The organism is Moritella sp. 5, assembly GCF_018219455.1.
In the GTDB taxonomy this organism is placed as follows: Bacteria; Pseudomonadota; Gammaproteobacteria; order Enterobacterales; family Moritellaceae; genus Moritella.
The window spans coordinates 3,373,448-3,396,624 of sequence record NZ_CP056122.1 but is presented as its reverse complement, the minus strand read 5'-3'; the positions used below and the strand labels follow the sequence as shown (position 1 = coordinate 3,396,624).

At 38.0% G+C, this 23,177-nt stretch carries 18 protein-coding genes; 13 read left to right on the top strand and 5 right to left on the bottom strand.

Annotated elements, in window-relative coordinates; genetic code table 11:
• The first annotated feature begins 13 nt into the window (after positions 1–13).
• Entirely contained in the window at positions 14–919 is a 906-nt protein-coding gene (locus HWV01_RS15085) for a LysR family transcriptional regulator (RefSeq protein ID WP_211672322.1), read from the top strand.
• 190 nt (positions 920–1,109) lie between these two features.
• Here the strand turns inward: HWV01_RS15085 and HWV01_RS15080 are convergent, their stop codons facing one another.
• Positions 1,110–4,145 (bottom strand): Ig-like domain-containing protein, encoded by a 3,036-nt coding sequence (locus HWV01_RS15080; protein ID WP_211672321.1) that lies wholly within the window; start codon positions 4,143–4,145, stop codon positions 1,110–1,112.
• Between the two features lie 571 nt (positions 4,146–4,716).
• A complete protein-coding gene (locus HWV01_RS15075; protein ID WP_211672320.1) occupies positions 4,717–5,625 on the bottom strand; it encodes a LysR family transcriptional regulator in 909 nt (302 codons plus the stop codon).
• Between the two features lie 318 nt (positions 5,626–5,943).
• Between HWV01_RS15075 and HWV01_RS15070 the strand changes: the two genes are divergently transcribed.
• Entirely contained in the window at positions 5,944–7,146 is a 1,203-nt protein-coding gene (locus HWV01_RS15070; RefSeq protein WP_211672319.1) for an MFS transporter, read from the top strand.
• Positions 7,143–7,637, top strand: coding sequence for a chorismate lyase (locus tag HWV01_RS15065; protein ID WP_211672318.1), 495 nt, complete (start codon positions 7,143–7,145; stop codon positions 7,635–7,637). Before HWV01_RS15070 ends, HWV01_RS15065 begins: the two co-directional genes overlap by 4 nt.
• A gap of 36 nt (positions 7,638–7,673) precedes the next feature.
• Here HWV01_RS15065 and HWV01_RS15060 read toward each other — a convergent pair whose 3' ends face one another.
• Positions 7,674–7,961, bottom strand: coding sequence for a DUF3622 domain-containing protein (locus tag HWV01_RS15060; protein WP_211672317.1), 288 nt, complete (start codon positions 7,959–7,961; stop codon positions 7,674–7,676).
• Positions 7,962–8,310: 349 nt separating this feature from the next.
• Here HWV01_RS15060 and HWV01_RS15055 point away from each other — a divergent pair, with 349 nt between their 5' ends.
• From HWV01_RS15055 to HWV01_RS15040, 4 genes are all read left to right on the top strand, one after another.
• Entirely contained in the window at positions 8,311–8,745 is a 435-nt protein-coding gene (locus tag HWV01_RS15055; RefSeq protein WP_211672316.1) for a hypothetical protein, read from the top strand.
• Positions 8,746–8,904: 159 nt separating this feature from the next.
• Positions 8,905–10,989: a protein-disulfide reductase DsbD family protein gene (locus tag HWV01_RS15050; protein ID WP_371816334.1), complete on the top strand. Its 2,085-nt coding sequence runs from the start codon at positions 8,905–8,907 to the stop codon at positions 10,987–10,989.
• Between the two features lie 86 nt (positions 10,990–11,075).
• On the top strand, positions 11,076–11,837 hold the full coding sequence (locus tag HWV01_RS15045) for a DsbA family protein (RefSeq protein ID WP_211672314.1): 762 nt from the start codon (positions 11,076–11,078) through the stop codon (positions 11,835–11,837).
• 36 nt (positions 11,838–11,873) lie between these two features.
• Positions 11,874–12,371 carry a protein disulfide oxidoreductase gene (locus HWV01_RS15040; RefSeq protein WP_211672313.1) on the top strand — a complete coding sequence of 166 codons (498 nt, stop codon included), beginning with the start codon at positions 11,874–11,876 and terminating at the stop codon, positions 12,369–12,371.
• A gap of 148 nt (positions 12,372–12,519) precedes the next feature.
• On the opposite strand, the gene HWV01_RS15035 is transcribed toward HWV01_RS15040, so the two are convergent.
• On the bottom strand, positions 12,520–13,695 hold the full coding sequence (locus HWV01_RS15035; protein ID WP_211672312.1) for a hypothetical protein: 1,176 nt from the start codon (positions 13,693–13,695) through the stop codon (positions 12,520–12,522).
• Positions 13,696–13,712: 17 nt separating this feature from the next.
• Between HWV01_RS15035 and HWV01_RS15030 the strand changes: the two genes are divergently transcribed.
• The 4 genes from HWV01_RS15030 (at position 13,713) to HWV01_RS15015 (ending at position 17,608) form a co-directional block, all read left to right on the top strand.
• Positions 13,713–15,137: a hypothetical protein gene (locus tag HWV01_RS15030; RefSeq protein WP_249185339.1), complete on the top strand. Its 1,425-nt coding sequence runs from the start codon at positions 13,713–13,715 to the stop codon at positions 15,135–15,137.
• A gap of 63 nt (positions 15,138–15,200) precedes the next feature.
• Positions 15,201–15,722, top strand: coding sequence for a hypothetical protein (locus HWV01_RS15025; RefSeq protein WP_211672311.1), 522 nt, complete (start codon positions 15,201–15,203; stop codon positions 15,720–15,722).
• 353 nt (positions 15,723–16,075) lie between these two features.
• Complete coding sequence (locus tag HWV01_RS15020; protein WP_211672310.1) at positions 16,076–16,468, top strand: diacylglycerol kinase; 393 nt, start codon at positions 16,076–16,078, stop codon at positions 16,466–16,468.
• A gap of 60 nt (positions 16,469–16,528) precedes the next feature.
• Positions 16,529–17,608: an acyltransferase gene (locus tag HWV01_RS15015; protein ID WP_249185338.1), complete on the top strand. Its 1,080-nt coding sequence runs from the start codon at positions 16,529–16,531 to the stop codon at positions 17,606–17,608.
• Positions 17,609–17,682: 74 nt separating this feature from the next.
• Here the strand turns inward: HWV01_RS15015 and HWV01_RS15010 are convergent, their stop codons facing one another.
• Entirely contained in the window at positions 17,683–19,305 is a 1,623-nt protein-coding gene (locus HWV01_RS15010; protein WP_211672308.1) for a phosphoethanolamine transferase, read from the bottom strand.
• Positions 19,306–19,512: 207 nt separating this feature from the next.
• On the opposite strand from HWV01_RS15010, the gene HWV01_RS15005 reads away from it, so the two are divergent.
• Together HWV01_RS15005 and HWV01_RS15000 are read left to right on the top strand one after the other, a co-directional pair.
• Positions 19,513–20,904 carry an O-antigen ligase family protein gene (locus HWV01_RS15005; RefSeq protein ID WP_211672307.1) on the top strand — a complete coding sequence of 464 codons (1,392 nt, stop codon included), beginning with the start codon at positions 19,513–19,515 and terminating at the stop codon, positions 20,902–20,904.
• A gap of 50 nt (positions 20,905–20,954) precedes the next feature.
• Entirely contained in the window at positions 20,955–23,126 is a 2,172-nt protein-coding gene (locus HWV01_RS15000; protein ID WP_211672306.1) for a UvrD-helicase domain-containing protein, read from the top strand.
• Positions 23,127–23,177 lie beyond the last annotated feature (51 nt).

Below are 23,177 nucleotides of genomic sequence, written 5' to 3'. Positions count from 1 at the left end.
ATGGGATGGTGTAATGGGTAATATTGATTTTATTTCACTCCGAATATTTTCTTTGGTGGCTGACAAAGGCAGTTTTATCGGCGCTGCAAAAGCATTACAAATGCCATCTTCAAACGTGAGTCGTACTATTTCACAATTAGAAGATAAGCTACAAGTCCGCTTAATTGAACGCAGTACACGACATATGAGGTTAACCGAGTCAGGTGCGCTACTTTATTCCCGGTCTGGTGCATTACTCGACGCCTTAGCGCAACTCGAATCTGACATCACATTCAATAAAACGCAACTTAAAGGCCCACTAAGGCTCTGTATTCCGAGTGAAATGGGTCCCAAATTATTGGGGGATTCTATTATTGATTTTTCATTAAAATATCCTGAAATCAGTATTAACTGTACGACGAACTTAGCCGGATTTGAGTCCTTAATTGAGGATATCGACATTGCAATTATTGTAACTAGGGGGGATCTACCAGACAGTGATTACATTGCACAAAAACTAGCTGAGTTTCCATGTTGCATTGTGGCTTCGCCCAAGGTTATTAAGCAATGGGGTAAACCAAGTAACATCAGTGATTTTAGTGCATTACCTTGCATAACAACAGCGACAGCACTGCAAGGAAAGGCGTGGCAATTTATTAAAGACAGTGGGGAGTTTCATCACATAAGTGTGTCTAGTAACTTTAAAGTGAACAGCGGAGAAATGGCTTTTAAGGCTGCCTTATCGGGGGTTGGCTTTGCTATCCTTTCTCGTCATGCTTGTGATGAACATATAAAAGATGGCAGTCTCATTGAGTTAAATTTTGCATCCAAGGCCGCACCGTTAAACCTATACGCAGTATACTCTCATCGAGTATTTTTTCCTGAAAAATTCCGGGTGTTTATTGAGTTCTTAAAAGCTGATTTAGCTCAATTTATATGACGCAACTTTGGATTTCCCCGTTACGCTTTACCAACTTAGCATCAGGTGAAGAAATTAGTTTGGATTGTGTGTTTACAACATTGATGATCTTATTAATTAAATTATAAGCATGAAAATAAAATGCCGCTCATTTTAATTGAGCGGCATTACATATATCAACTTTATCTATGCTGATGTTAATGGCGATGATTTAGTCTATTGAGACGCAGCTGACATACCCTTGGGTATCATTTGGCAGATCTGTCTTGACAGGATCATTATTATTTCCATCTAAATCAACCATAGTATTAGTATTAGTAGCATTGGTGAAATAATCACTATCTATTAGTGTCTCATCGAATAATGACATCGTTCTTAACATTTTCAGTTCTTTAACCGACGCAAGTTTCCAATTATGGCGACCGTTGAACCTTGCATTCGATAGGCCTTCGCAAAACTGCGTAGCAGACTCATCGTTGGAGTTAAAGTACTTAAATTGTGGATGCTGACCTTGCCCCTCATAAATGACATGATCGGGTCTTAGACGCACTCGATTCGCTTCGTTTAAGGTATTATAGTCCATCATACGCAATATTTCTTTTGAAGGTGTTAAGCTAAAGAGGACATTGCTACTATTTGTGATGAAACTTACGACATCTGGTCTTTTATGGCTCACATTGATGTTGTTAACAGTGAATTTTTTGGTGGTGTCAATATCACCTAATTTAGCCGTAATATCCGTACTAGACGAGGCTGTATCGTCTTGCTGACGAGCAAGAGCAAGGCCATCTTGGTCAATTGTTATTACCTCAGAGCTACTGCTCCACTCTACTTTCTTACTAATGTCATTACTTGTGCCGTCGGTGTATATACCTGTTGCACTAAGCTGCATATCAGTACCATAAATTAGCCTGAAGGAAGTCGCATTAATAAGGATAGCTTTTAACGCTTTAGGACCTACAGTAAAGTTTCTCGAAGATTTTACTTTTGAGCCCGTTTTATCGATTGCTGTAACTTCGGAGTAGCCTTCAGACATTGCTTTGAACTTACCTGGTGAAGTTAAAGCTAGCACTTTTTCATTAGCACTTTGCCAGTTGAATTTATTTACATCTAGAGCAAAATTTTGACCTAAACTATTAGTAGCAATCCCTGTTACTGTATATGTTTGGCCGACAGCAATACTACCTTCCTCTGGGTTTATATTCAGCGCCACTAATTCAGCGTCACTAATCGTAAGACTAGCGTTATCTGTTAATGTACCGAATGTTGCGTGAATGGTGACCCTTCCAGCATTTTGGGTATGGAGCGTATTACCTATAAAAGATGCTTTTTCAATATCTGAACTTTTCCATTCAACCTGGTTTGTCACATTTTTCTTTGAGTTGTCAGAGTATGTCGCTACAGCTTTGTATAGGACGGAATACCCTGCATTAGTTGCCGTGTTCTTCGGCGTTATATCCAAATCTGTTGGTATTGCAGCGGTAACCATCAGTTGGTGATGATCACTTTCTATACCATTTAAAGTACACCATATAGAGGTGATGCCTGGTGTCTTACCGACTAAAGATTGATTATCAACCGAAATGATCTTGGGATCCTGACTATGCCAGGTAACATTCTGCGTCACTTTACGATGAATTTCCGCACCAGTTATCTCATCATTATCGAATTCGTAAACCCCGTAAACCTCGGGTTTAAAGGTTTGGCCAGCAGGGCCTTCGTTCAGGTCTGTTAACAATAACTTTATTAGCTTAGCTTTTGTTACCTTCATGGAAATTGGGTCACTGGATACCTGATTTGTCCATGCGGTGATTTTTGCTGAACCGGGGTGTTTCCCGGTAATAATGGCGTCTGAAAGGTTCACTCTCACACTATCACTGTCTGATGAAAGATACACATTTTTTGTTACATCTTGTTCGCTACCATTAGTATAGTGCCCTATAACTTTATATTTTGTTATTTGTTTTGGGACTATATTAGGTGTATTTACTGTTAGAAATAGTTCTTGTAATCTTGCTTTTACTACAGAGATACGGACCGATTTACTTTGCACGTTACCTACTTTTACTGAAAGATATACGGTACCCGGTGCAAGTGCAAAGGCCTTTCCTTGAGTAATGGCTAAAATATCAGAACTCTCTGAGGTGTCTATGCTTTTTACAAACCACTCTACTTTGCCTGTAAAGGGGCGTTGTTTGCCATCGGTAAATTCACCAGTAATATGAAGCTGGGTATTTAGACCTTCAATAATCTTTGTTTCATCTGCAATGATCACTAGTTTTGTTAATGTTTCCGCTGTAACGACAACAGGAATAGATGGTGATTGTATAGATAAGTATTCAGCATGCACACGGGTGTTACCTTCTTTGATAGCAACTAGCTCGCCCTGTTTATTGAGATGAGCGATGCTTTCATCATCAATAACTAATGTTACTTCGTCACTTAGATCCTTAGATTCGTCGTTGCTATAAATCCCTTTAACGGTAATATTTTTCGTTAAGCCTTTCGGTAAATTTATTTCATTAGATTTGACTTCAATTTTGAGATTATCTAGTTCCGCTGGTTTTACCACTAAGTCGATGCTTGAACTTAAGCCACGATAAGATCCTGTTAGGGTTGCGCTACCTGCTTGCATTGCGGCTACCTTACCTTCGCTAACCTCAACCCCAGCCGAAGTTATCCAAGTGATATCATCAGTGACTTTACTCATACTGCCATCGGATAATGTTGCGGTTAATGATATATCTTGTTTTTGACCTAGGAGCATCTCATGTACTTTCAGGTCAATACTAATTGATAAAGGAACTGCATCTGTGATTCTTAGCCTTGTTTTTGGGCTAATCACATTGCCTTTTGAGGCTGTGATCATTACAATTCCGGACTTAAGTCCTTCGACTTTACCATTTGTAATAACTGCAAGTGCTTCATTATCGACTTGCCAAGTTACGTCATCAGTTATGACCTGTGTAGCGCCATCGCTATAATAACCGACGGCATCATATGACTGGGTAAGTCCTGCTGCAATATCGTGTTTATTGTTACCAAATGTCGTTGCTTGCTTGATATTGATCTGGATTGATGTCAGTGTTTTTTTATCTGAAGGCTTTGGTGCTTCGCCAGTACTATCGCTACTGCTGCTACTGCTACTGCTACCGCTACTGCTACTGCTACCGTCACCACCGCCACCACAAGCAGTTAATATACCTAATGTACAAAAGAGTAATAACCAAGACGTAAAACGTATCATTTTCTAACCTTTTTCGGAATAAAGTAATATATAGAAATATTAAATAACTTAGTCCGTCCTGGAAGTAACGCTTACTGCTTTCTAATTACATATAAGTTTTTTAATCTATTTCTGCAAAGCAACATATTAAAAAATGTTTAGTATATTGCGGCTGTGCCGACATTTTAATTTTTTGTTGGCACTGATTTGAGGCGGGATTTTATCAAAAAATGTTTATAATTCACGTTTATTTACGTATCTTTCCTGTTGCTTACATATCTTTTCATTCCTTTATTGTCGTTATTTATCAATGCTCTGATATGAAGCGGGAAGGGCTGGCTTATAGTCTTTGTGTGTGTGATGAGCAATAAAGGCAATATTAGATAAATTAATATATCTGATATTTACTTTATCTAATATTGCCTTTATTACGTAAAAAGAATAATACCAACAGGTTATTAATTATGGTGCGTTGGCATAAGACGGATTACAGAGTTTGGGATTGATGGTGTATTACAAGCACTAGAAGACTTTCCATCACTAATTAAGCATAATTAATGATTAGGTGTTTATTGAAGGTCTCCTGTTATGGTTAATCATCGTTCAAGTAGTTTGTGGTTATTTCGTTCATAAAAGAAAGCATTGTTTTTAATCGTGGTGATGAACTTTTCTTACTGGCGTAGACGGCATAAATCGTCACATTTGGGCTAACCTTTATTTCTGGTGCAATTCTGATAAGTTTCTTTTCTTTTACTAATTTCCGACAATAAATATCAGGTAACAGGGATATTCCTGCACCTGCCACGACCGAGTCGCGTACCATCAGTACATCTTCGAGTTGGTTTGCCATAGGGAAGGTAACAGGGTATTCATTTCCATCGGGTGCGAATAAACAAAAATTAGCAGGGTAATTTTCTTGGCTATGATAATAACGCACATGTTTTTGTATTTCTAACCAACTGGAGTTGGTTAGCTCTGGATAAGCTGATAAATAGGCAGGGGAACTCATCCAGCAAAGCTCAATATCTGCGAGATGTTGAGCATAAAATCCCGAAGGCGCCAATGGACCAAGTTGGATCGCTAAATCTAACTTGTCTTCATACAAACTCAAGATTCGTGTTGTACTTTTCATGTTTAAGCGAATGTCTGGAAAACGCGTAACAAAGTCATTTAAATGTGGTGCCATGACTTCTCGTGAAAATGCTAAGGTAACAGCGATATTTAATTCCCCGGCAAGTCCTTTTTGGTAAAACTCATCACCAGCAAGGTTAACCTGTTCGAGTAATGGTTTTAGTTGCTGATACAGTTGCGCTCCATCAGAAGTAAGACGAAGATAACGATTGTTACGTTCTAGGAGTTTCACATTAAGCCGCTCTTCTAAGCGGGCTATAGCACGACTAACACTTGATTTTTGTATGCTTAATCGTACGGCGGCTTTTGAAAAACTGTTGGTTTCAGCTACGGCAATAAATAAAGGTAAATCATTCAAATTCCAATTCATAGTTATCCTAAACATAATGCGTCAATCAGAAGGTATTATACGAGTGTAAAGGTTTTATCCTCACTACAACTACTCATAGATATTGGTTGCTTAACGAACTGAGTCTGCTAACCCTGAGTTTATCTTAACTATTTAACGCTATTAAGCAAGGCTGAAAACGAGCAACGCTGTGTTGCTTTATTGAGACTATTACGGTGATGACGAAATCAATATAGTGCACGGAAGAGAGATACCTACAAATATAAAATTAAACAATTATATTAAATAAATTAGATTTATCTCTCTGATTATTCTGATTTCAATATAAAGAGAGAATCAATGTCTACGTATAAATCGAATACCTTAATGAAAATTTGTTTATTATTGGGGAGTAGCTTACTTGTCATGGGGAACGCTGCGATAGGCCCTTCATTGACACAGATTAATCAGGTGTTTAATGACCCGTTCTGCGTGTCATTACTCATGACATTACCTGCAATAGGAGTGGTATTATCAGCGCCATTTGTTGACAAGCTAATGAGGCTCGTCGGAGAGAAAAACGCGTTACTTGTTGGACTATTTATTTATGGGGCAGCTGGTAGCAGTGGTCTATGGCTTAACTCTATCTATGCGCTATTATACTTTCGTTTGTTATTTGGTATTGGTATTGCGATATGCATGACTGTCATCAATCATATTATAGGAAATGCATTCCAAGGTAAATCGCGTACAGACTTTATCTCTTTTCAATCAGTCGCGGTTAATCTGGGTGGAATTGTGTTTGTGCTCTTAAGCGGTAGCTTAGCTGAATACAGTTGGCGTTTTCCATTTTCCCTATATTTACTGTCCTTTGTCATTTTAATTATGTCGGCAAAGGTGATTAATATACCTCCACATAGGGATACTGAGATAAAAAAACGTTTAACACTATCTGATATTAAAGGGGTCTTTCCTTCCTATGCAATGGGCTTAATTGGTATGCTTTTTTACTATATGATCCTTATTAATTTACCTTTTACACTGGTGTCATCGTTATCTTTAACGAGTAGTATGATCGGCATAGTTATGGCTGGTATGAGCGTGATTTCGGTGATTGTCGCTTATTGGTTTAGGCATATGTTGTCAACGTTGGGTGAGCGATGGTTATTGGTTATTTGCTTTACTTGTTACGCCATTGCATTAATTTTTCTTGCACTAACTCAATTTGAATGGCGGGCTTATGTCACGATTGTATTCTCAGGAATAGGTTTTGGATTATTACTACCAACGCTAAGCCATATGATCATGTCGTTAAGTACTAGGGTACTGCGTGCTCGTTTAATGAGTGGATTTGTAATGTCTTACTTTTTAGGGCAGGCGCTTAGTGCATTTGTTTTACAGCTAAATATGCTACTACCAGAAGGGCTCGTTTTTCTTATCTTTGCCATGATCTCGACTATTGCGGCATGCTTGTGCGCACGTTTTCTCGATATAAAAGAGCCAAAGGAGGAGACGTTAAACGTAAAAGAGAATGAAGTCTGCTTTGAGAAGGACTTTTCATGAAATTAGTACCTGCTGTTAACTTAGTACCTCATTATATGAATGATCCTGGGTCTCTGACCAAGCGACTTAAAGCTAGATGTGACAATTTCCATATTATTGAGCAAGAAAAAGGTAAGTTGGATCCGAGTACGTTTTTTCGTCAAAGCATATTGATGAACAACCAGTCTAGTTTAATATTAGCGCGATCTTCTTTAACATCTAACGATCCAATGATAGTGAATAAATTTTGTGAGCTTGGAGATAAATCTTTGGGTGAACAATTATTATTTGCAGAGCAGAAAGTAAAACGTAGTGAGTATATGTTTTTTCACGTTAGTCAGCTTGATCGTGACATGATAAGTTTAGATAGAACGGAAATAGTGTATGCAAGACGTTCTTATTTTAGATGGCAGAGTAACCAGTTATCATTACTTGAGGTATTCTTACCTGATGCACATGATGTATTAGAGGGCGCTAGTGTTGAGTGGCCATCGCTAATTAAGCGTAATTAGCGATGGCAGTAAGGCGTTGCTTATATCTGGGTGATATTAAGCGTCGTCTTCTTCTGATTCGTCAGACTCTTCAACGATTTCTTCTGCATTATCTTCAACGCTTTCTGAAACGAGGCGAATACGACGTGCGTTACGTTCGATTTGGTTTTGTAAAAAACCTTTTAATTCAGTTTCAGCCCAAACTTGTGCTTCTGCTTCTGAAGCAAAACCCGCTTGGCTTTTTGATACAACTGTTTTTTTAGATGTTATTTTTCTCACGATTTCAGCAGTCCAAGAACCGTCTACTAGTACCAAATTAAAATCGTACTTTTTACCTTTTGCCATGTGTCTATTTCCTAGCGATTATTCAGTGTGGTGATATCCCCAAACTACTTTAGGATGCTTTATCTGAGACTAGCTTGGATATCTTATTTGTGCTTTTTCATTCTACTTAATCATCGCGATACGTTTTGTTATCAACACTGGATAAAGAGAAATGAATTAGAAGGCGGGATTCTAGGCTAAAATGACAAAAACACCAGCAGTTAATGAAATTCATCGCAACATTTTATTATATTACGCCGTTTATTGGCGGTATTTGCGTAAAGAAGGGTAATTTTAATTAGTCTTACTTGTTATATTTTATGATTATCGGTAAAAATAAAACCTATGATTAATGACAACGTAAGAATGTATGCGCATCACTAAACCAACAAACAACGCAAATATAAGCCTGCTGTTAATAGTAGCGTTTTTGATTGTTTGTATGGTTAACAATGCTTATTCATTTAATCAACCTGTGTTAAGTAGTGCTCAATTAACCAGTGCTGAGTTAAATAGCCAGACTCGTGCTAATGAAAGTGTGAATTATAGTGCTGACTTTAGCGCAGTGGTGAACACGGAACTTACAGATGCCAGTTATCTTGATAACAGTGGCGGTGTCTGTAAACTGACTGAGAAATTATTACAAAAATCCAGTACGCATATGGACGAGCTAGTCATGGTCATTTTAATGATCATCCTATTCAGTCATTATTTTACGCGTCAGCCACTCAACTTTACTTATCTAGCAAATACATTTGTCCCTTCTCGACGCCGTCACCTTATTTTGTGTAAATTCGAAGAGTAATATTTATTTATATACCTCTGCGATAGCTTAAAATACAAAATTTAATTACCGTTTTATATTAAAGCGTATTTAATTGATGTTTATAGCTTGGGTATACAAAAGAATAATTATTTTTATCGACGCCCCATTAAATACAATTGGTATTGAAGCATCTGCGAGATGACTTTAATTGCTTTTTGGAGACATGATTTGAAGACAATAAAAACCTTATTTGTGAGTTGTTTACTATTTATATCCGCGAATATTTCTGCACAAACAACAGGCTGGTTACAAGACCCATCACACCCACCAATTCAGTTACGCTTTACGCTGACAGGGCAAGTGGATAAAACCAATAATACAGTGCCCGCTGTACTTGAAGTAAAGCTTGCTGATGACTGGAAAACCTACTGGCGTTCACCAGGTGAAGGTGGTATCGCACCAAGCATTGATTGGCAAGAGTCGAAAAACCTTGTTGACAGTGATTGGCAGTGGCCAGTACCAAAACACTTTTCATTGCTTGGGTTAGAGACTTATGGGTATACCGATGCGGTCAGCTTTCCAATGCAGTTACAGTTCGAAGACATGAATAAACCATTGGTATTGGCGGGTAAATTAACCTTATCTTCGTGTACTAATATTTGCGTATTAACTGATTATAATATTAACATGTCGGTTGATATTCAAAATTTGAAAGCCGATGCTGACGCGATGTTTTTATATAATAAAAGCATCACTCAAGTACCGAGAAAAGTGGATGATAATAACGCGATTCAATTAGTATGGGATCACGCTACCAGTCAATTACAAGCGACAATATCTGGCTATAACTGGGGAGAAACACCGAGATTGTTGATTGATGGAGACTTAGACACGGCCTTTAAACTAAAGAGGGTTGAAGAGTCAGCTGATCATTTAATTGCGCTATTCGACGCCAGTAATTGGTTGGGTGACGTTGAATTAATCGATAAAACGTTAAACTTAACCGTCATCACTTCAGCTCAAGCGTTAGAGTTTTCGACGCCTGTTATTGCGGGACATGTCACTATCGCAGGTCAGTCTCTAATGGGAATAGTACTGTTTGCTTTATTAGGTGGTTTAATCCTCAATATCATGCCGTGTGTATTACCGGTTCTGGGCATGAAATTGAGCACTATTATTGATGCGCCAAGTGTCGAGAAAGGTAAAATAAGGCAACAATTTCTTGCTTCTGCGGCTGGTATTATCGTGTCGTTCTGGTTACTTGCGGCCTTCATTTTTACATTAAAAGTATCGGGTCAGGCTATCGGTTGGGGGATTCAATTCCAAAGTCCCTGGTTTATTGCGGTTATGGTTATTATCACCGCTGTATTCTCATTAAACATGTTAGGGGCATTTGAGTTTAGTTTATCGTCAAACTTACAAACGAAATTAGCCACCGCGGGTGATGACAGTAATCGTGGGTATTTCTTGCAGGGTATGTTCGCTACGTTACTCGCAACGCCTTGTAGCGCACCATTTTTGGGTACCGCGGTTGCTTATGCACTGGGTGCTGATACGTTAAGTTTATTTGTTATCTTTACTGCTTTAGCCATTGGTATGGCTCTGCCGTGGTTGTTAGTTGCAACTTTCCCAAGTCTTGTCAGTCTATTGCCTAGGCCTGGCGGCTGGATGGGAACGGTGAAAACTGTTTTTGCTGGTTTATTAATGCTGACTTGTTTATGGCTAGTGACTTTGCTGTCTAGTTTCTTACCTACACTTGCTATTTATGGCCTGTTTAGCATTGTTAGCTTGGTATTTATTGGTTTTATGATAAAACTTAAAGGTAAACGCGCAGTACTTATCAGCGTTAGTGTTGGTTTGTTGCTTGGTAGCGGTGGTATGTTAGCTGCGTCGTTAACAACGAGCAAGTGGTCAAACGGTTTACCGGATGACTTAGTGTGGCAAAATCTTGATACTGTACGTATCGATGAGCAAGTCAAAGAAGGTAAAACGGTATTTGTGAATGTCACTGCGGATTGGTGTATTACGTGTAAGGCGAATAAGATAGGTGTCGTATTACAAGATCCAGTTTATAGCAAACTGCAAACAGACAATGTAGTAACTATGGAAGGTGATTGGACGGTAAGATCTGAAAACGTGACGGGTTACTTACAAAGTAACGGTCGTTTTGGTGTGCCATTCAATATTGTTTATGGTCCTAGGGCGCCAAACGGTATACCACTGCCGGTCATTTTAAGTGGCGATGCTGTGATGAATGCAATTAAGCAAGCGAGCGGCGAATAATAATTAATTTCTGCCCTGCGTATATGCGTGGGGTATGACGATTCGTAAAATAAATACAGAAACAAATTTAATAAATAGGAATAACAATGAAAACGAAATTATTAACACTTTCTACCACTATCTCAGCCGCTATTTTAGCGACGCAAATGGCGTGGGCAGCACCAGAACAAATAGATATGACGGCTGTACAACAAGATAAGTTTAACCAAATGGTAAAAGAAACCTTGGTGAATAATCCTGAAATCTTAAAAGAAGCAATTATTGCGCTACAGGCTCACGAACAGAAAAAAGTTAAAGCGCAACAAGATCAAAGCTTAGGTGATAATCATGCAGCCTTGTTTAATAATAAAATGGATCCGTGGATGGGCGCTGAAAATCCTAAGCTAACCATTGCTTACTTTACTGACTTCAACTGCTCTTACTGCAAAAAAATTGAGCCAATATTAGATCGATTAGTCGAAGAATTTCCAGAAGTACGTGTTGTCTATAAATTTGTGCCAATCTTAGGTCCAAGCTCTAAAGAAGCAGCTGAGCTAGCATTAACTGTTTGGGAAAAAGAACCTGCAAAATTCGATGAGTTACACAAAAAATTAATGTCACGTCCGAGCCGTTTAGACAGTGATGCTATTGAGAAAGTAGGTAAACTAACGGGCACTGATGAATGGGTAGATAATACGGGTGCGAGTGTTGAAACTACAATTAATGGTAGTATGAACTTGATGCGTGAGTTTGGATTAACTGGAACACCGGGTCTTATCTTTGCTGATCAAATTGTCGGTGGTCTTGTGCCTTACGAGAAGCTTAAACAGCAAGTGAAACGTGCACTAGAGGCACAACGTAAGAAGTAGTGTTGATATTAATTCATCATCAAAGGAAGCAAATAAATGAAACAACGGCTACTTGGTTGGACTAAGCAATTAGTGATATTTCTATTGTTAGCCCTTGTTATTACTGCGGCTGTGGATGTATGGCGTGGGAAAGAGTTTCCGAAACATAACATTCCAGCATTAGCTGGGATGACATTGGCTGGAGAACAGGTTGACCTTGCCGAGTTAAGTAAAGATCAAGCTGTGGTTGTTTATTTTTGGGCAACCTGGTGTCCTGTGTGTCGTTTTGTTAGCCCTGCGGTTGAGACATTATCGGAATTCTATCCGGTGGTGACTGTCGCCTTAAGTTCTGGTGAAGAGATAAGGGTGAAGAAATACTTACAGCATCATGAGTATGATTTTGATGTAGTGAATGATGAAAACTATGACTTGGGTCGTGATTGGAATGTGAAGGTCACCCCAACCATCTTAATTGTGAAAGATGGTGAGGTTAAATGGTTCACCACCGGATTCACCAGTTTACCTGGGATTTGGTGGCGATTAATGTTGAGCTAAAATTCATCCCTGCTTTCGTTATTTGATAATGCGGCTATCGTCTTGTCATTGGATTGCTTTTCCTGCACCGTTATTAGCGGTGTAGTGGATTGTAGTCCATGGCGGTAGCTTGCATTATGACGACGTTGTCGCTGTCCTTGTGGTAACGCTAAGCAGATAACAGTTTAACCCCTTTCAATACAGAGACCGTATAGCCGTATTGATTTTGATAAAACTTAGAAATAAAGCCACTAATATAAATGTATGACTTTTCAGTAACTGCTTGGCTGTGATTGAACTGAACCACACGGCCGGTATCATCTTTACCGCGTATATCGTAGCGTTTGGTGACGATTTGGTATTTACAGCTATTTACCGTAATACGGCAACGTACATAATCACCTAGCTTGCCTTTTAAGCGTAATGCCTCACTAATATTGCTACCATCATTATGTAATGCGAGTTTTTTGTCGGTTGCTAATGGTGATTGATGGCTTAACAAACCTTGGTTATTCACGATATAGTTCGAAATAATTAAAGTGGCTGTTGCCAGTTCATTTTCTGCCAGTACACTTTGTCCACACAGTTGTTTTAACTTGTCGTTTAAGCTGGTGGATTTCATTTGTTTGGTATACAAAATTGCTTTTTCAACAAACTCAAAACTGAGGTCTTTAGGATAAGCTGATTTTTGATAGCGTTGGGCTGCTTTTTTATAAGTTGCGTGATTAAAGTTATGATGGAATTGGATTGCATCCTGTTTACTGACAAAGCCGTGTTGGCGAATTTCATCTTCAACAATCGCTAAATATAAGCGTAGTGGGGCACCGGATGAATAAACTTGGCTAAAGACACTGCTTTGCAGTTGATCGAGATGACTAATTAACGCGGGTAGTTTTTGTAAATAATTAACAAATGGCATTAGTTCGGGCAGGCGTTTTTTTACACAGCTTAGATGTGCACAAAAATCACCTTGCTGCGGATGACTGAAGATAAGACCCTGACTGCGATTAGTCGTGGTATTACAGATACTACAAATACGGGTAAACCCCGGATTTTTTAATAAGTTGATTGGTTGTGCGTATTCATTTATTGCATAGATATTTTTGTTATCAGTGATATCATAATACGCTTCGATAATATATCGCTCGTCACTTTGTTCCAAAAGATCTAATGTAATTTCATAACCTTGAGCAGTCACCAGTTGGTCTGCTTTTTTTACTGTCAGCGCTGGTACAGGGTTCACAGTAACAAAGTCTGAAAAAGCAAAGGAATCAAAAGGTGCAAGTAAGTCTTCTATGGTAGACTTTAGATTAGCGTATTGCTCAGTTGTAATTAAATATGGCATTGTGGTGTTAAACAGTTATGAATAGAAAAATGGAGAGCACATACTTTATCGTGCCCGATCATATCGCGCAATCATCATCACTTTCTGATGCTGCATTTCGCTTATTAGTATGGATGTTATGCAAAAAGAATAAAGATCGCATTGCGGATTTTTCGCGTTTCTCATTGCAATCAGATAAACAGCATAGCATTACTGAACTGATTAATAAAAACTATCTTCAGCAAGATGATACTGGTTTGTACATCAACAACGCCATTATGTATGAAGACTTTAAAGAACAAGTTGAAGTGCCTGTATCTGCGCCTGATCTAAGTCTACAATATTTCCAGCAAGTATTTGATTTGGTGGCTGAGTACTCTCAGAAACGCTTGAACTTTAATAACGGTAAATTCCGTGTGCGCTGTGATGAATTTATGCGTCAAGGTTTTACTATCGAGCATATCAAGGTGCTCTGTATTCAACTTAATAGCCGTAACTCTGCCTTTGATTGGTATGAGCTTGATAGCTCTGAATTACAACATATTAAAGATGTGTCAGCAGTGAATCGAGTGAATGCACCATCCAGTATTCAGTCTGTGAGTAATCCGTCCTCTGCAGCGCGTCAGCCTTTTCAGCCAACGCTAAGCCGTCAAGGTGTTCGTCATATCCAGAATCAAAGTGGGTTTATGCCGAGCTATCATCAGATTAGGCAAGACCCACAAAAGATGGCGGACATTAAGCAAGTTTATGACTATTGGTTTAGTTCTAAACGCTTACAGATGTCGCAATATATTGCACCAAAACAAGCGCATTTTGAGAAACTGCATAGTTTGCTAATGTTGCATTCTATTACCGAACTTAAGCGTGCTGTTGATGGCGTCGAACACCGCCGTGATTTAGTAAACAAAGGCCGTAACTTTAATGATATTTTTACTAACTCCGGTAACATTGAGAGCCTGATTAGTTTAGCTGATAGTATGGAAGTGAGCCAAGCTGATTCTCCCGCGTTACGGATCTTTAGTTATTGGCTTGAACGCACGCAAACGGCTGTCGGCATTAATTTACGCATGACCGCAGAGCAACGTGACAGACTCATATTACGTTTGGAAGTCTTTACCGAAGCCGATCTTAAATTAGCGATTGATGGTGCACAAGTAGACCCTTATTATCAATCTGTTAACTTTGCGTTTGGATTATTATTCAAAGATGATACGAGTGTGCATAGCCTGATATCATTAGCCCTGAATGGCAAACAAGATGTATCGAAAGCAAGTCGTAAAGACAGTAACTTAAACAAAGCCTTAGCTGATATGGGCATTAGTAAGTTGACGGTTGGCATGACCGCGCAAAACGGCGGACAATCACGACCACAGATGAATGAACGCACGGTAACGCCAGCGCCATTAAAAACATTGCCACCACAATTCATCGATCCGGGCTTTATTGATAGTGACGATGATTAATGTATTAATATAGTGATAGTGCCTATATGGATCTTAAAACACTAAATTTTGATAGTAGGGTGTATGGAACAAACAATTAATTTAACTCAGCCACAAACCGAAGCTATTGCAACTATGTACACCATGCTTGCAAGTAGTTTTCCGTCATTTAATTATGATTACGATTCGGCACAATTTAATATCTGGAAGCTGACATTTTCTAAATATGCGCCTGAAGCGGTTATCAAGGTCGCAGAGCAGATCCCAACACTGCGCCGCAGCAATGGTTTACCTTATGACTTTCCGCCTAGTTTACCTGTGGTTGCGGATATGATTATGCGTGAGTCTATCGTATTAATGGGCCACTCCGATCACGATAAAGCCTATGAACGCTTATTTAAATTTAAGCGTAAGAGCCCTGCGGAACGTGCCGCGACGGGTGATAATTTTGTCTATACCCTATACCGCCAATTAAACAATTATATGGCGATGGACGCCGATAAATTCCGCCCTATTTTTACCCGTGAATATTTAAAACTGGCAGATGGTGTCACGAAAGGCACCATGATGTTAGAAGAAATACCACTGGCGATTGAGAGTAAATAGGCATTACTGGCTAGTATATAAACTGGTATTTGATGCCGCTGATACAAATTAATTTAATATTAAGCCTGTCTAGAGCAGGCTCTCCCCCCAACTTAGCCCCTGTTTGTAACATCCTTTTAATTGATAGCCACCACGATATTTCTATTGGTAACAAGTATTACGAAGTTTCTATTTAGCTAAAAGTATATTTAATATGTTCTAACAACATAAATGATCTATCATTTTAATATAGTGCAATGATTAATCAGACTAAGCGATATGGATCAATACCAGAGTGTCCTAAGCTAATGGCCAATTTTCTATAGCTGCTGTATCCTATCCCAATTATTTAACTTATTTTATTCAGGATATTCATGAAGCAATCCCCCCCTATAAATCACCAAAGCGGAAAACCTGGTTATACCGGTTTTAAGCGAATATTTAAAGCGACTGGTTATTCGATGAAGGGGCTCCGTGCAGCGTTCAAATATGAGTCTGGGGTAAGACAGGAATTACTATTATTACTGATATTTACGCCTATCGCTTTTATGTTAGATGTGACTAATGTCGAGAAAATTTTATTGGTTGGAACCCTAGTATTAGTGTTGATTGTTGAGTTATTGAATTCTGCGGTTGAAAGCACTGTTGATCGCATTGGCTGCGAATACCACGAGTTAAGTGGTCGCGCTAAAGATATAGGCTCTGCAGCAGTATTTGTGAGCCTCTGCCTTGCTGCCTTTGTATGGTTTATGATTGTGGTTTTATAGTTAAAAATATAATTCGACTCGTTATATTATAAAAGGAATAAATATATGATTTGGAATGGCATGACTAAGGTAGATTCGAATATCTTAAAAGGTTTGGGTATCTTAATGATTGCTATTCATAATTTCATGCATCGTTTTCCTACCCCTAGCGAAAATGAAATGGAATTTACGTCGGGCAAAGTGTTCAATTTATTTGATATTTTATTAACTGAGCCCGCTGGTATTATTCGCGCACTATTTAGTTACTTTGGCCATTTTGGGGTGCAGATATTTATCTTTTTAAGTGCTTATGGCTTAATGAAAAAGTACGCGAAAAATGAAAATAAGCTGCTATATATAAAATTTATTATCAGTCGCCTTGTGAAAATTTATCCGATGTTTTTACTCGCAATCGTTTCATATTTTATTTTTATGTTCACCTTTAATGTTGTTTATAAGGGTATGGGGTTTACCGAATGGTTAATCCCTCTTTCAAAACCACTTATTTTTAAATTATCTCTGCTATATAACTTTTATCCATATCAAGGTTTATCGTTAGTTGGCCCTTGGTGGTTTTTATCGTTTATTTTTCAATTTTATTTAGTATTTCCATTTATATTGGCGATGTTCAAACGATTTGGAAATATATTTTTAATCGCTATAAGCTTAGTCTGTATCGCTATTTCGTTGCTGACTAACGGTTATCTATATAGCAATGTCAGTGTTTTTATTACCGTTATTGGCCACATGCCAGTATTGTGTTTAGGGATTTATTTAGCGCAGGATAAGCCAGTTAACTTACCAAATTGGTTGTTTGGCGTGTCAATTTTAGCATTTGCCGCTGGCAATTTTAATGAGTATGCCTTCTTAGTGAGTCATTTCTTTTTTTGTATTATCTTGCTCTTTATTTTTAGCTTCATATTGAAAAACATTAAAGAGGGCAGTTTAGTATTCAAAATATGCATGTTTTTTGGCACGATCTCGATGCCGCTATTTTTGGTTAATGGATTCTTAAGAACGCCCTGGGAAAGCATGGCCCGTGGGATCAACAACGAATTAATAACCATAGTATTGTGTTTATTGTTTTTGACAATCGCGTCGCTTTATTCGGTGTTTTTGTTGAAGGTCAATAATAAATTACACCGTTTATTAAAACAATAAATCGACAACGATATGATGAGATAGCGTGCGAACGATATAATTTCGTTGCCTAGACACGCTATGTTTAGATATCTCTATTTGGTAAAGTATATTATTTCTGAAGAGTCATTCAAGGCATATTTTTCTTGCTTTATTCTTGGGTGGAAAACTGATTTAGTATAATCAATTTGTGTTGCTGTAACGCCTAACCATTCTGCGAAAGTGTGTGGGAAATCTCTCATGAAATATGTTGTATTTTGCATGTCACTGCTGGTCTTGCTACTTGAGATAAATATAAGTGGTACTTCAAGTGCTTTTCTTTGAAATAAACTCCCCACACCATGAGATTTATAGGGTTTTCTTTCTATATCCACGAGTCCGTGATCTGAAAAATATATGATTTCATAATCTAAAGAGGTAGATTCGAGCAGAGAAACTACTTTATTTATAAAAATGCTGGTGTTTAGGATAGTATCATCATAACAGTTTTGCTCATCTTTCAATTGCTCTCTATAAGCATCTTCTAATTTGATTGCGTTTTTTGTTCTTTCACAAAAATCGAAATGAGAACCAATCATATGAAGAAAGTATACATTATTTGAATTACCATCTAAATGCGCTTCTAAATCTTCGATTAAAACGAAATCAGAATTTGCTTGTTCATAACTCTTATTATGAAATATGGTTAAATCTGTCCTTTTCGCAATATTAGTGATGGGGCTATCGTATATCCCAATCTGACCTTGATTAGAAAACCAGAATGTATTAAAACCAGAAAGATTTGCTAAGTCGATAATGTTCAAGTTGTTATTAATATTTAGCTTATCATTGATGGCTAAAATTCTACTTAAGGCCATGCCAGTTTGGGGGGCTGGCGCAATTGGATCTGAAATTAACGTCATACCATTTGTTTCTTTTAGAGGTTTAGTCGTATTTCGATGGTATCCATATGAGAATAGAGATGATTTTTGCACTGATTCACCAATAATAACGACATAATTTTTCTTATTGGATGAATTTGAAACTATGATATCTTCCCATTCTGCTTTGATCGGAGTGTTTTCAATTTTTTTCAACTTTGAATAGGATTGTGATAGGGCAATTGGCTTTAATAAAGGCATATTAAATAAAATGTAATAGGCTCTACTCATAGGGACCAGTACAACCTCTCCCGTTAGAGACACTGAAAATATTGAATTATTCTTGGCTTGTGATGAGGATAAACCAATTAATAAAATTAGGGCCAGAATAAGAACTAAATTTACTTTAAAACCGCCTAGGTATTGATTCAGTCTAAATAAAATAAACGGAGTTATAATTAATTGAAAAAACACAATGAATGGGATATCAATAGAATGAAATAGCTCTATAGTTTCTTTCGTATTTGTTTCCATTATACTGATATAACTACCAAGTTCAAAGCTACCATATTGAATTTTAACAAATAGAATAGCTGATGAAATGATACTGACAATGATAAATAATAATAAGTTTAGGTATTTAAATTTGAAAGTTGAAGATAAAATCAAAATGAAGAGAGTGCTAATGCTAGCTTTAAGTAGAACCCCAATTATATACTTTATATTAGAATAATTTAAAGTTTTACCTAAAGATGCAGTATCTACAATGATGTAAATATAATATGTTAAAATTAAAAAAATAGAAGTAGTTAAGTATATTCGACTTTTAGATAAACCAAGCGGTATTTTATTTGACATTAAATATATAACCAAGTTAACAATAACTATATCGAATATTAGACTATAACAGTTGAAGTGAAGCTCTGATTCAGTCGTATTCTCGTATGTAAACCAATTGTTCTGATCTAATCGGCTCCAAAAAACCATATTTTTATACTTTGTTAACTTCACTTTTTTATATCCCTGCTTTACTTAGACAATGAGGTCAATAAGCAGGGATGTTTAATGATAGATCTGCATACGGTTAATCCGCGTTTACAAATATTTTTAAGCTTCATGCTAACCCTTGTTACTGGCCTATTGTGGTATCAGACTAAAAACTGGTTAGTGCCTGTGGTATTTCTTGTTACGCCAATGTTTTTGATTAGCTTACTGAAGATCCCATTTTATATTGTAATTACCTTTGTTATTTTTTCTTATTTTCGTATACACGAAGCCTTTCCGGTACTGATCCCGTTGCGTATTCCGCTGGCGTTTTCTCTCATGTCATTTTTTGTTTTAGGTTGGCATATCTATTTGACTAATCGAATTAAGGTTTATTGGTCAACAGAGCTGACATTTGTATGCTTGTTTCTGGGGTGGGCTGCATTTGGTATCGCATTTGCGTATAACCGTCAGGCTGCATTTACGCTTTTTTCTGATGTAATCATTAAAGTTTGGGTAATGACAATTGCGATCTGCTGGTTGGTTCGTACTATTTACCATTTTCGTATTGCGACTTATTTATACGTGGGGGCAGGGGCTGTTGTAGGGCTCAAAGCGATTAATAATAAGCTACAAGGTATTGGTCTAGTTGAAGGTACACGAGTGACAATTTCACGGGAATTTGGCTCATTAATTGGTGATCCTAATGACTTAGCGTTAGTACTTCTGTTCCCCATGTCTTTTACTTTATCAAATCTGTTGCAATCTAATATTGGTAAATTGCATCGGGTATTACTAGCAATGGCTTACGTTATTTTATTTTGGGCGATTATTGCTACGCAAAGTCGTGGTGGGCTGATGGGGATCATGGCGGTGACTGGGTATTTTGCTGTTAAGCGAATTAAGAATAAAATATATGTATTAGCGGGTGGTGCACTATTACTACCTATCTTACTGGTGATGGCGGGTATTTCAGGTCGTACGTCTGGAGGTGCGGTAGAAAAAGGAATTGATGAATCAACCATGGGGCGGATTTATGCGTGGATCGCATCATGGGAGATGGCGGTAGAAAACCCACTGACAGGGGTTGGGGTAAATAATTTTTACCTTAATTATTACTTGTTTAGTCCTTTCTGGGATGGAAAAAACCACGCGGTACACAGTACGTGGTTTCAGGTTTTAGGTGAAACTGGATTTGTAGGTCTAGCGCTGTTCATTGCACTTATTATTGTGATATTTAGACAATTATGGCGGACAGAAGTGAGTAGTCGTGTGTTAGTTGTGAGTGAACGTAATACGATTGTAACCTGTAATGATGGTATTTTTGCTGGGTTAGTTGCGTTTTGTGTGGCTGGTACCTTTTTGACTCAGAGCTTTACTTGGCCTTTATATATTTTATTGTCGATGAACGTGGCGCTAGCTAAGATCCTATCTGAAAAATTGGCGGCGGCCGATCTTAGCAAGGCTGGTTAAGAAAGTTGAAAATTTCCGATAAAGTTAAGTCTACGTATTAAATAATACCAATGATTGTGCTATGTTTTCTCTATTATTTTTTATCGAGTTCATCTGCATTGCCTGATTATTCTTTTTCTACTTTTGCTCAGTTATTTGGTGCAAATTGCCGTACATTATCGTTTTGTCCCGAGGGTGCTGTGTTTACCACTAAACGGCAACAAACCTATCACTATCCTTGGACTACGTTTGAACCTAAACTAAAGCATTTCCGTGGTTCATTTTTTGATACCTTAGTACTTAATTGGGAAAGTCAGCGTGTTCGTTTAAATGGTATTGATAAGGCTGAGGTTACAGGGTTAATTGATGAGTTGTATTTTCGTGCATTAGAGGGGAAAGAAGCCGAGATCCTCGAACTGTATCAACAGCTCACACAAGTGATTGAGCAGGGCTATATTTCCCATTCAAAATGGTTGGCTTTACAGACATGGTTATTACCTTGGGCTGATTGGTTTGAAATATTACCGCAAATTAATAAGATCCCAGCGGCTCTTAAATTACCCTTAGCACATTTACGTTTTTGGCAGCAAAGTCAGGTCGAAAATTTAGATAAATATAATCAAGCTGTAATGAACAAGCAAAAACAAAACTATAAAACCCTATTTGATAGGCTTGAAACACACCCTCTTACCGAGAAGCAACGCGATGCCTGTATTGTCGCTAATGATGCTAACTTGGTATTAGCGGGCGCTGGGTGTGGTAAAACCAGTGTCATGTTAGGGCGCTGTGCGTATTTATTAGAGTCACAGCAAGCTACGGCTGATACGATCTTAATATTGGCGTTTGCAAAAGACGCAGCACAAGAAATGAAAATACGTTTAAAAGAGCGACTTCCAAACGCGAGGATCACAGTAAAAACATTTCATGCCTTAGCGTTAGATATTATCAAGCAAGTTGAAACGAATAAGCCGAAAATCAGTAAGCTAGCGAGCAGTGATAATGCGAAACAACAATTTTTTAAGCAGGCCATCGCGACGTTGCTGATGGATGCTGGCTTTAATGCATTGTTTAGTGAATATTGTTATGCCTATGTGGCTTGGTTAGGCAAGTTACCGAGTGAAAAACATGAACAAGAAGTTACGCGATTATTAGCAGGAAAAGGTGGGTATAAAAAACTGCTAACCCAACTTGTCGAATTAACGATGCAGTATAAAAATACCCGCACAGAGCGCGCTGAAAAAAGGTTAAGTGCGTTACCTGATAGTGATTTTGCGGCATTAACACATGAAGTCGTCGTTATATTACTTGAACACTATCAGACGAATTTAGCGGAAAATAATGAGATTGATTTTGATGAGATGATCACCAAGGCAAGTGATTATGTGAGTAATGGGCAGTTTAGTTCACCTTGGCTGCATATTCTTGTCGATGAATTTCAAGATATATCTCAAGCACGAGCGAGCCTAGTCAGGCTGTTACAGACGCAACATGATGATAGTAAATTATTCTGTGTTGGTGATGATTGGCAGGCTATTTATCAATTTGCAGGCAGTGATATCGCGGTTACAACACGCTTCAGTGATTATTTTGGTATGACGAGTACATTACCACTCGATACTACGTTCCGCTTTAATGACCAGATTAGTGCTGTTGCGAGCGGCTTTGTGATGGTAAACACAGAGCAAATGAATAAGAAAATAACAACATATAGCAAAGCAAAAAAAGCCTGTATACAGGTTAATTACTATCAGGTTAGTGACAATAAGCGTAGCGAAAATAAAAAAAATGATGATGCAGCAAGGTTACTGTTAGAAAAAAAATTAAAGCAAATAGCGGCGAGTGTTAAAGGCGAAGGCAAGCAAAAATCAGTGTTATTGCTCGCTCGATTTAATTTTCAATTACCGGATAATAAGACGCTGACAGTGTTATCCACGCAATACCCTCAGTTAGCCATCAAAGCCATGACGGTGCATAGTTCGAAAGGGCAAGAAGCCGATAATGTAGTAGTGTTAGCGATGGAAGCAGGCGAGCATGGCTTTCCTTGTCATAAATCCCGCCACCCCTTTGCGATGATATTACAGCCTGATGTGTCTGGTTTTCCTGATGCAGAAGAGCGCCGGTTATTTTATGTGGCATTAACACGGGCTCGTCAGCAGGTATATTTACTTTGTAATAAAAGTAATCCGTCGAGCTTTGTGGAAGAATTAGTAACAGGGGACTACGCCGTTACAATTGCAAAATAGATTGGAACTTTGTCTGATAACAATTACTGCTTATTGGTCTTACTCACTAAT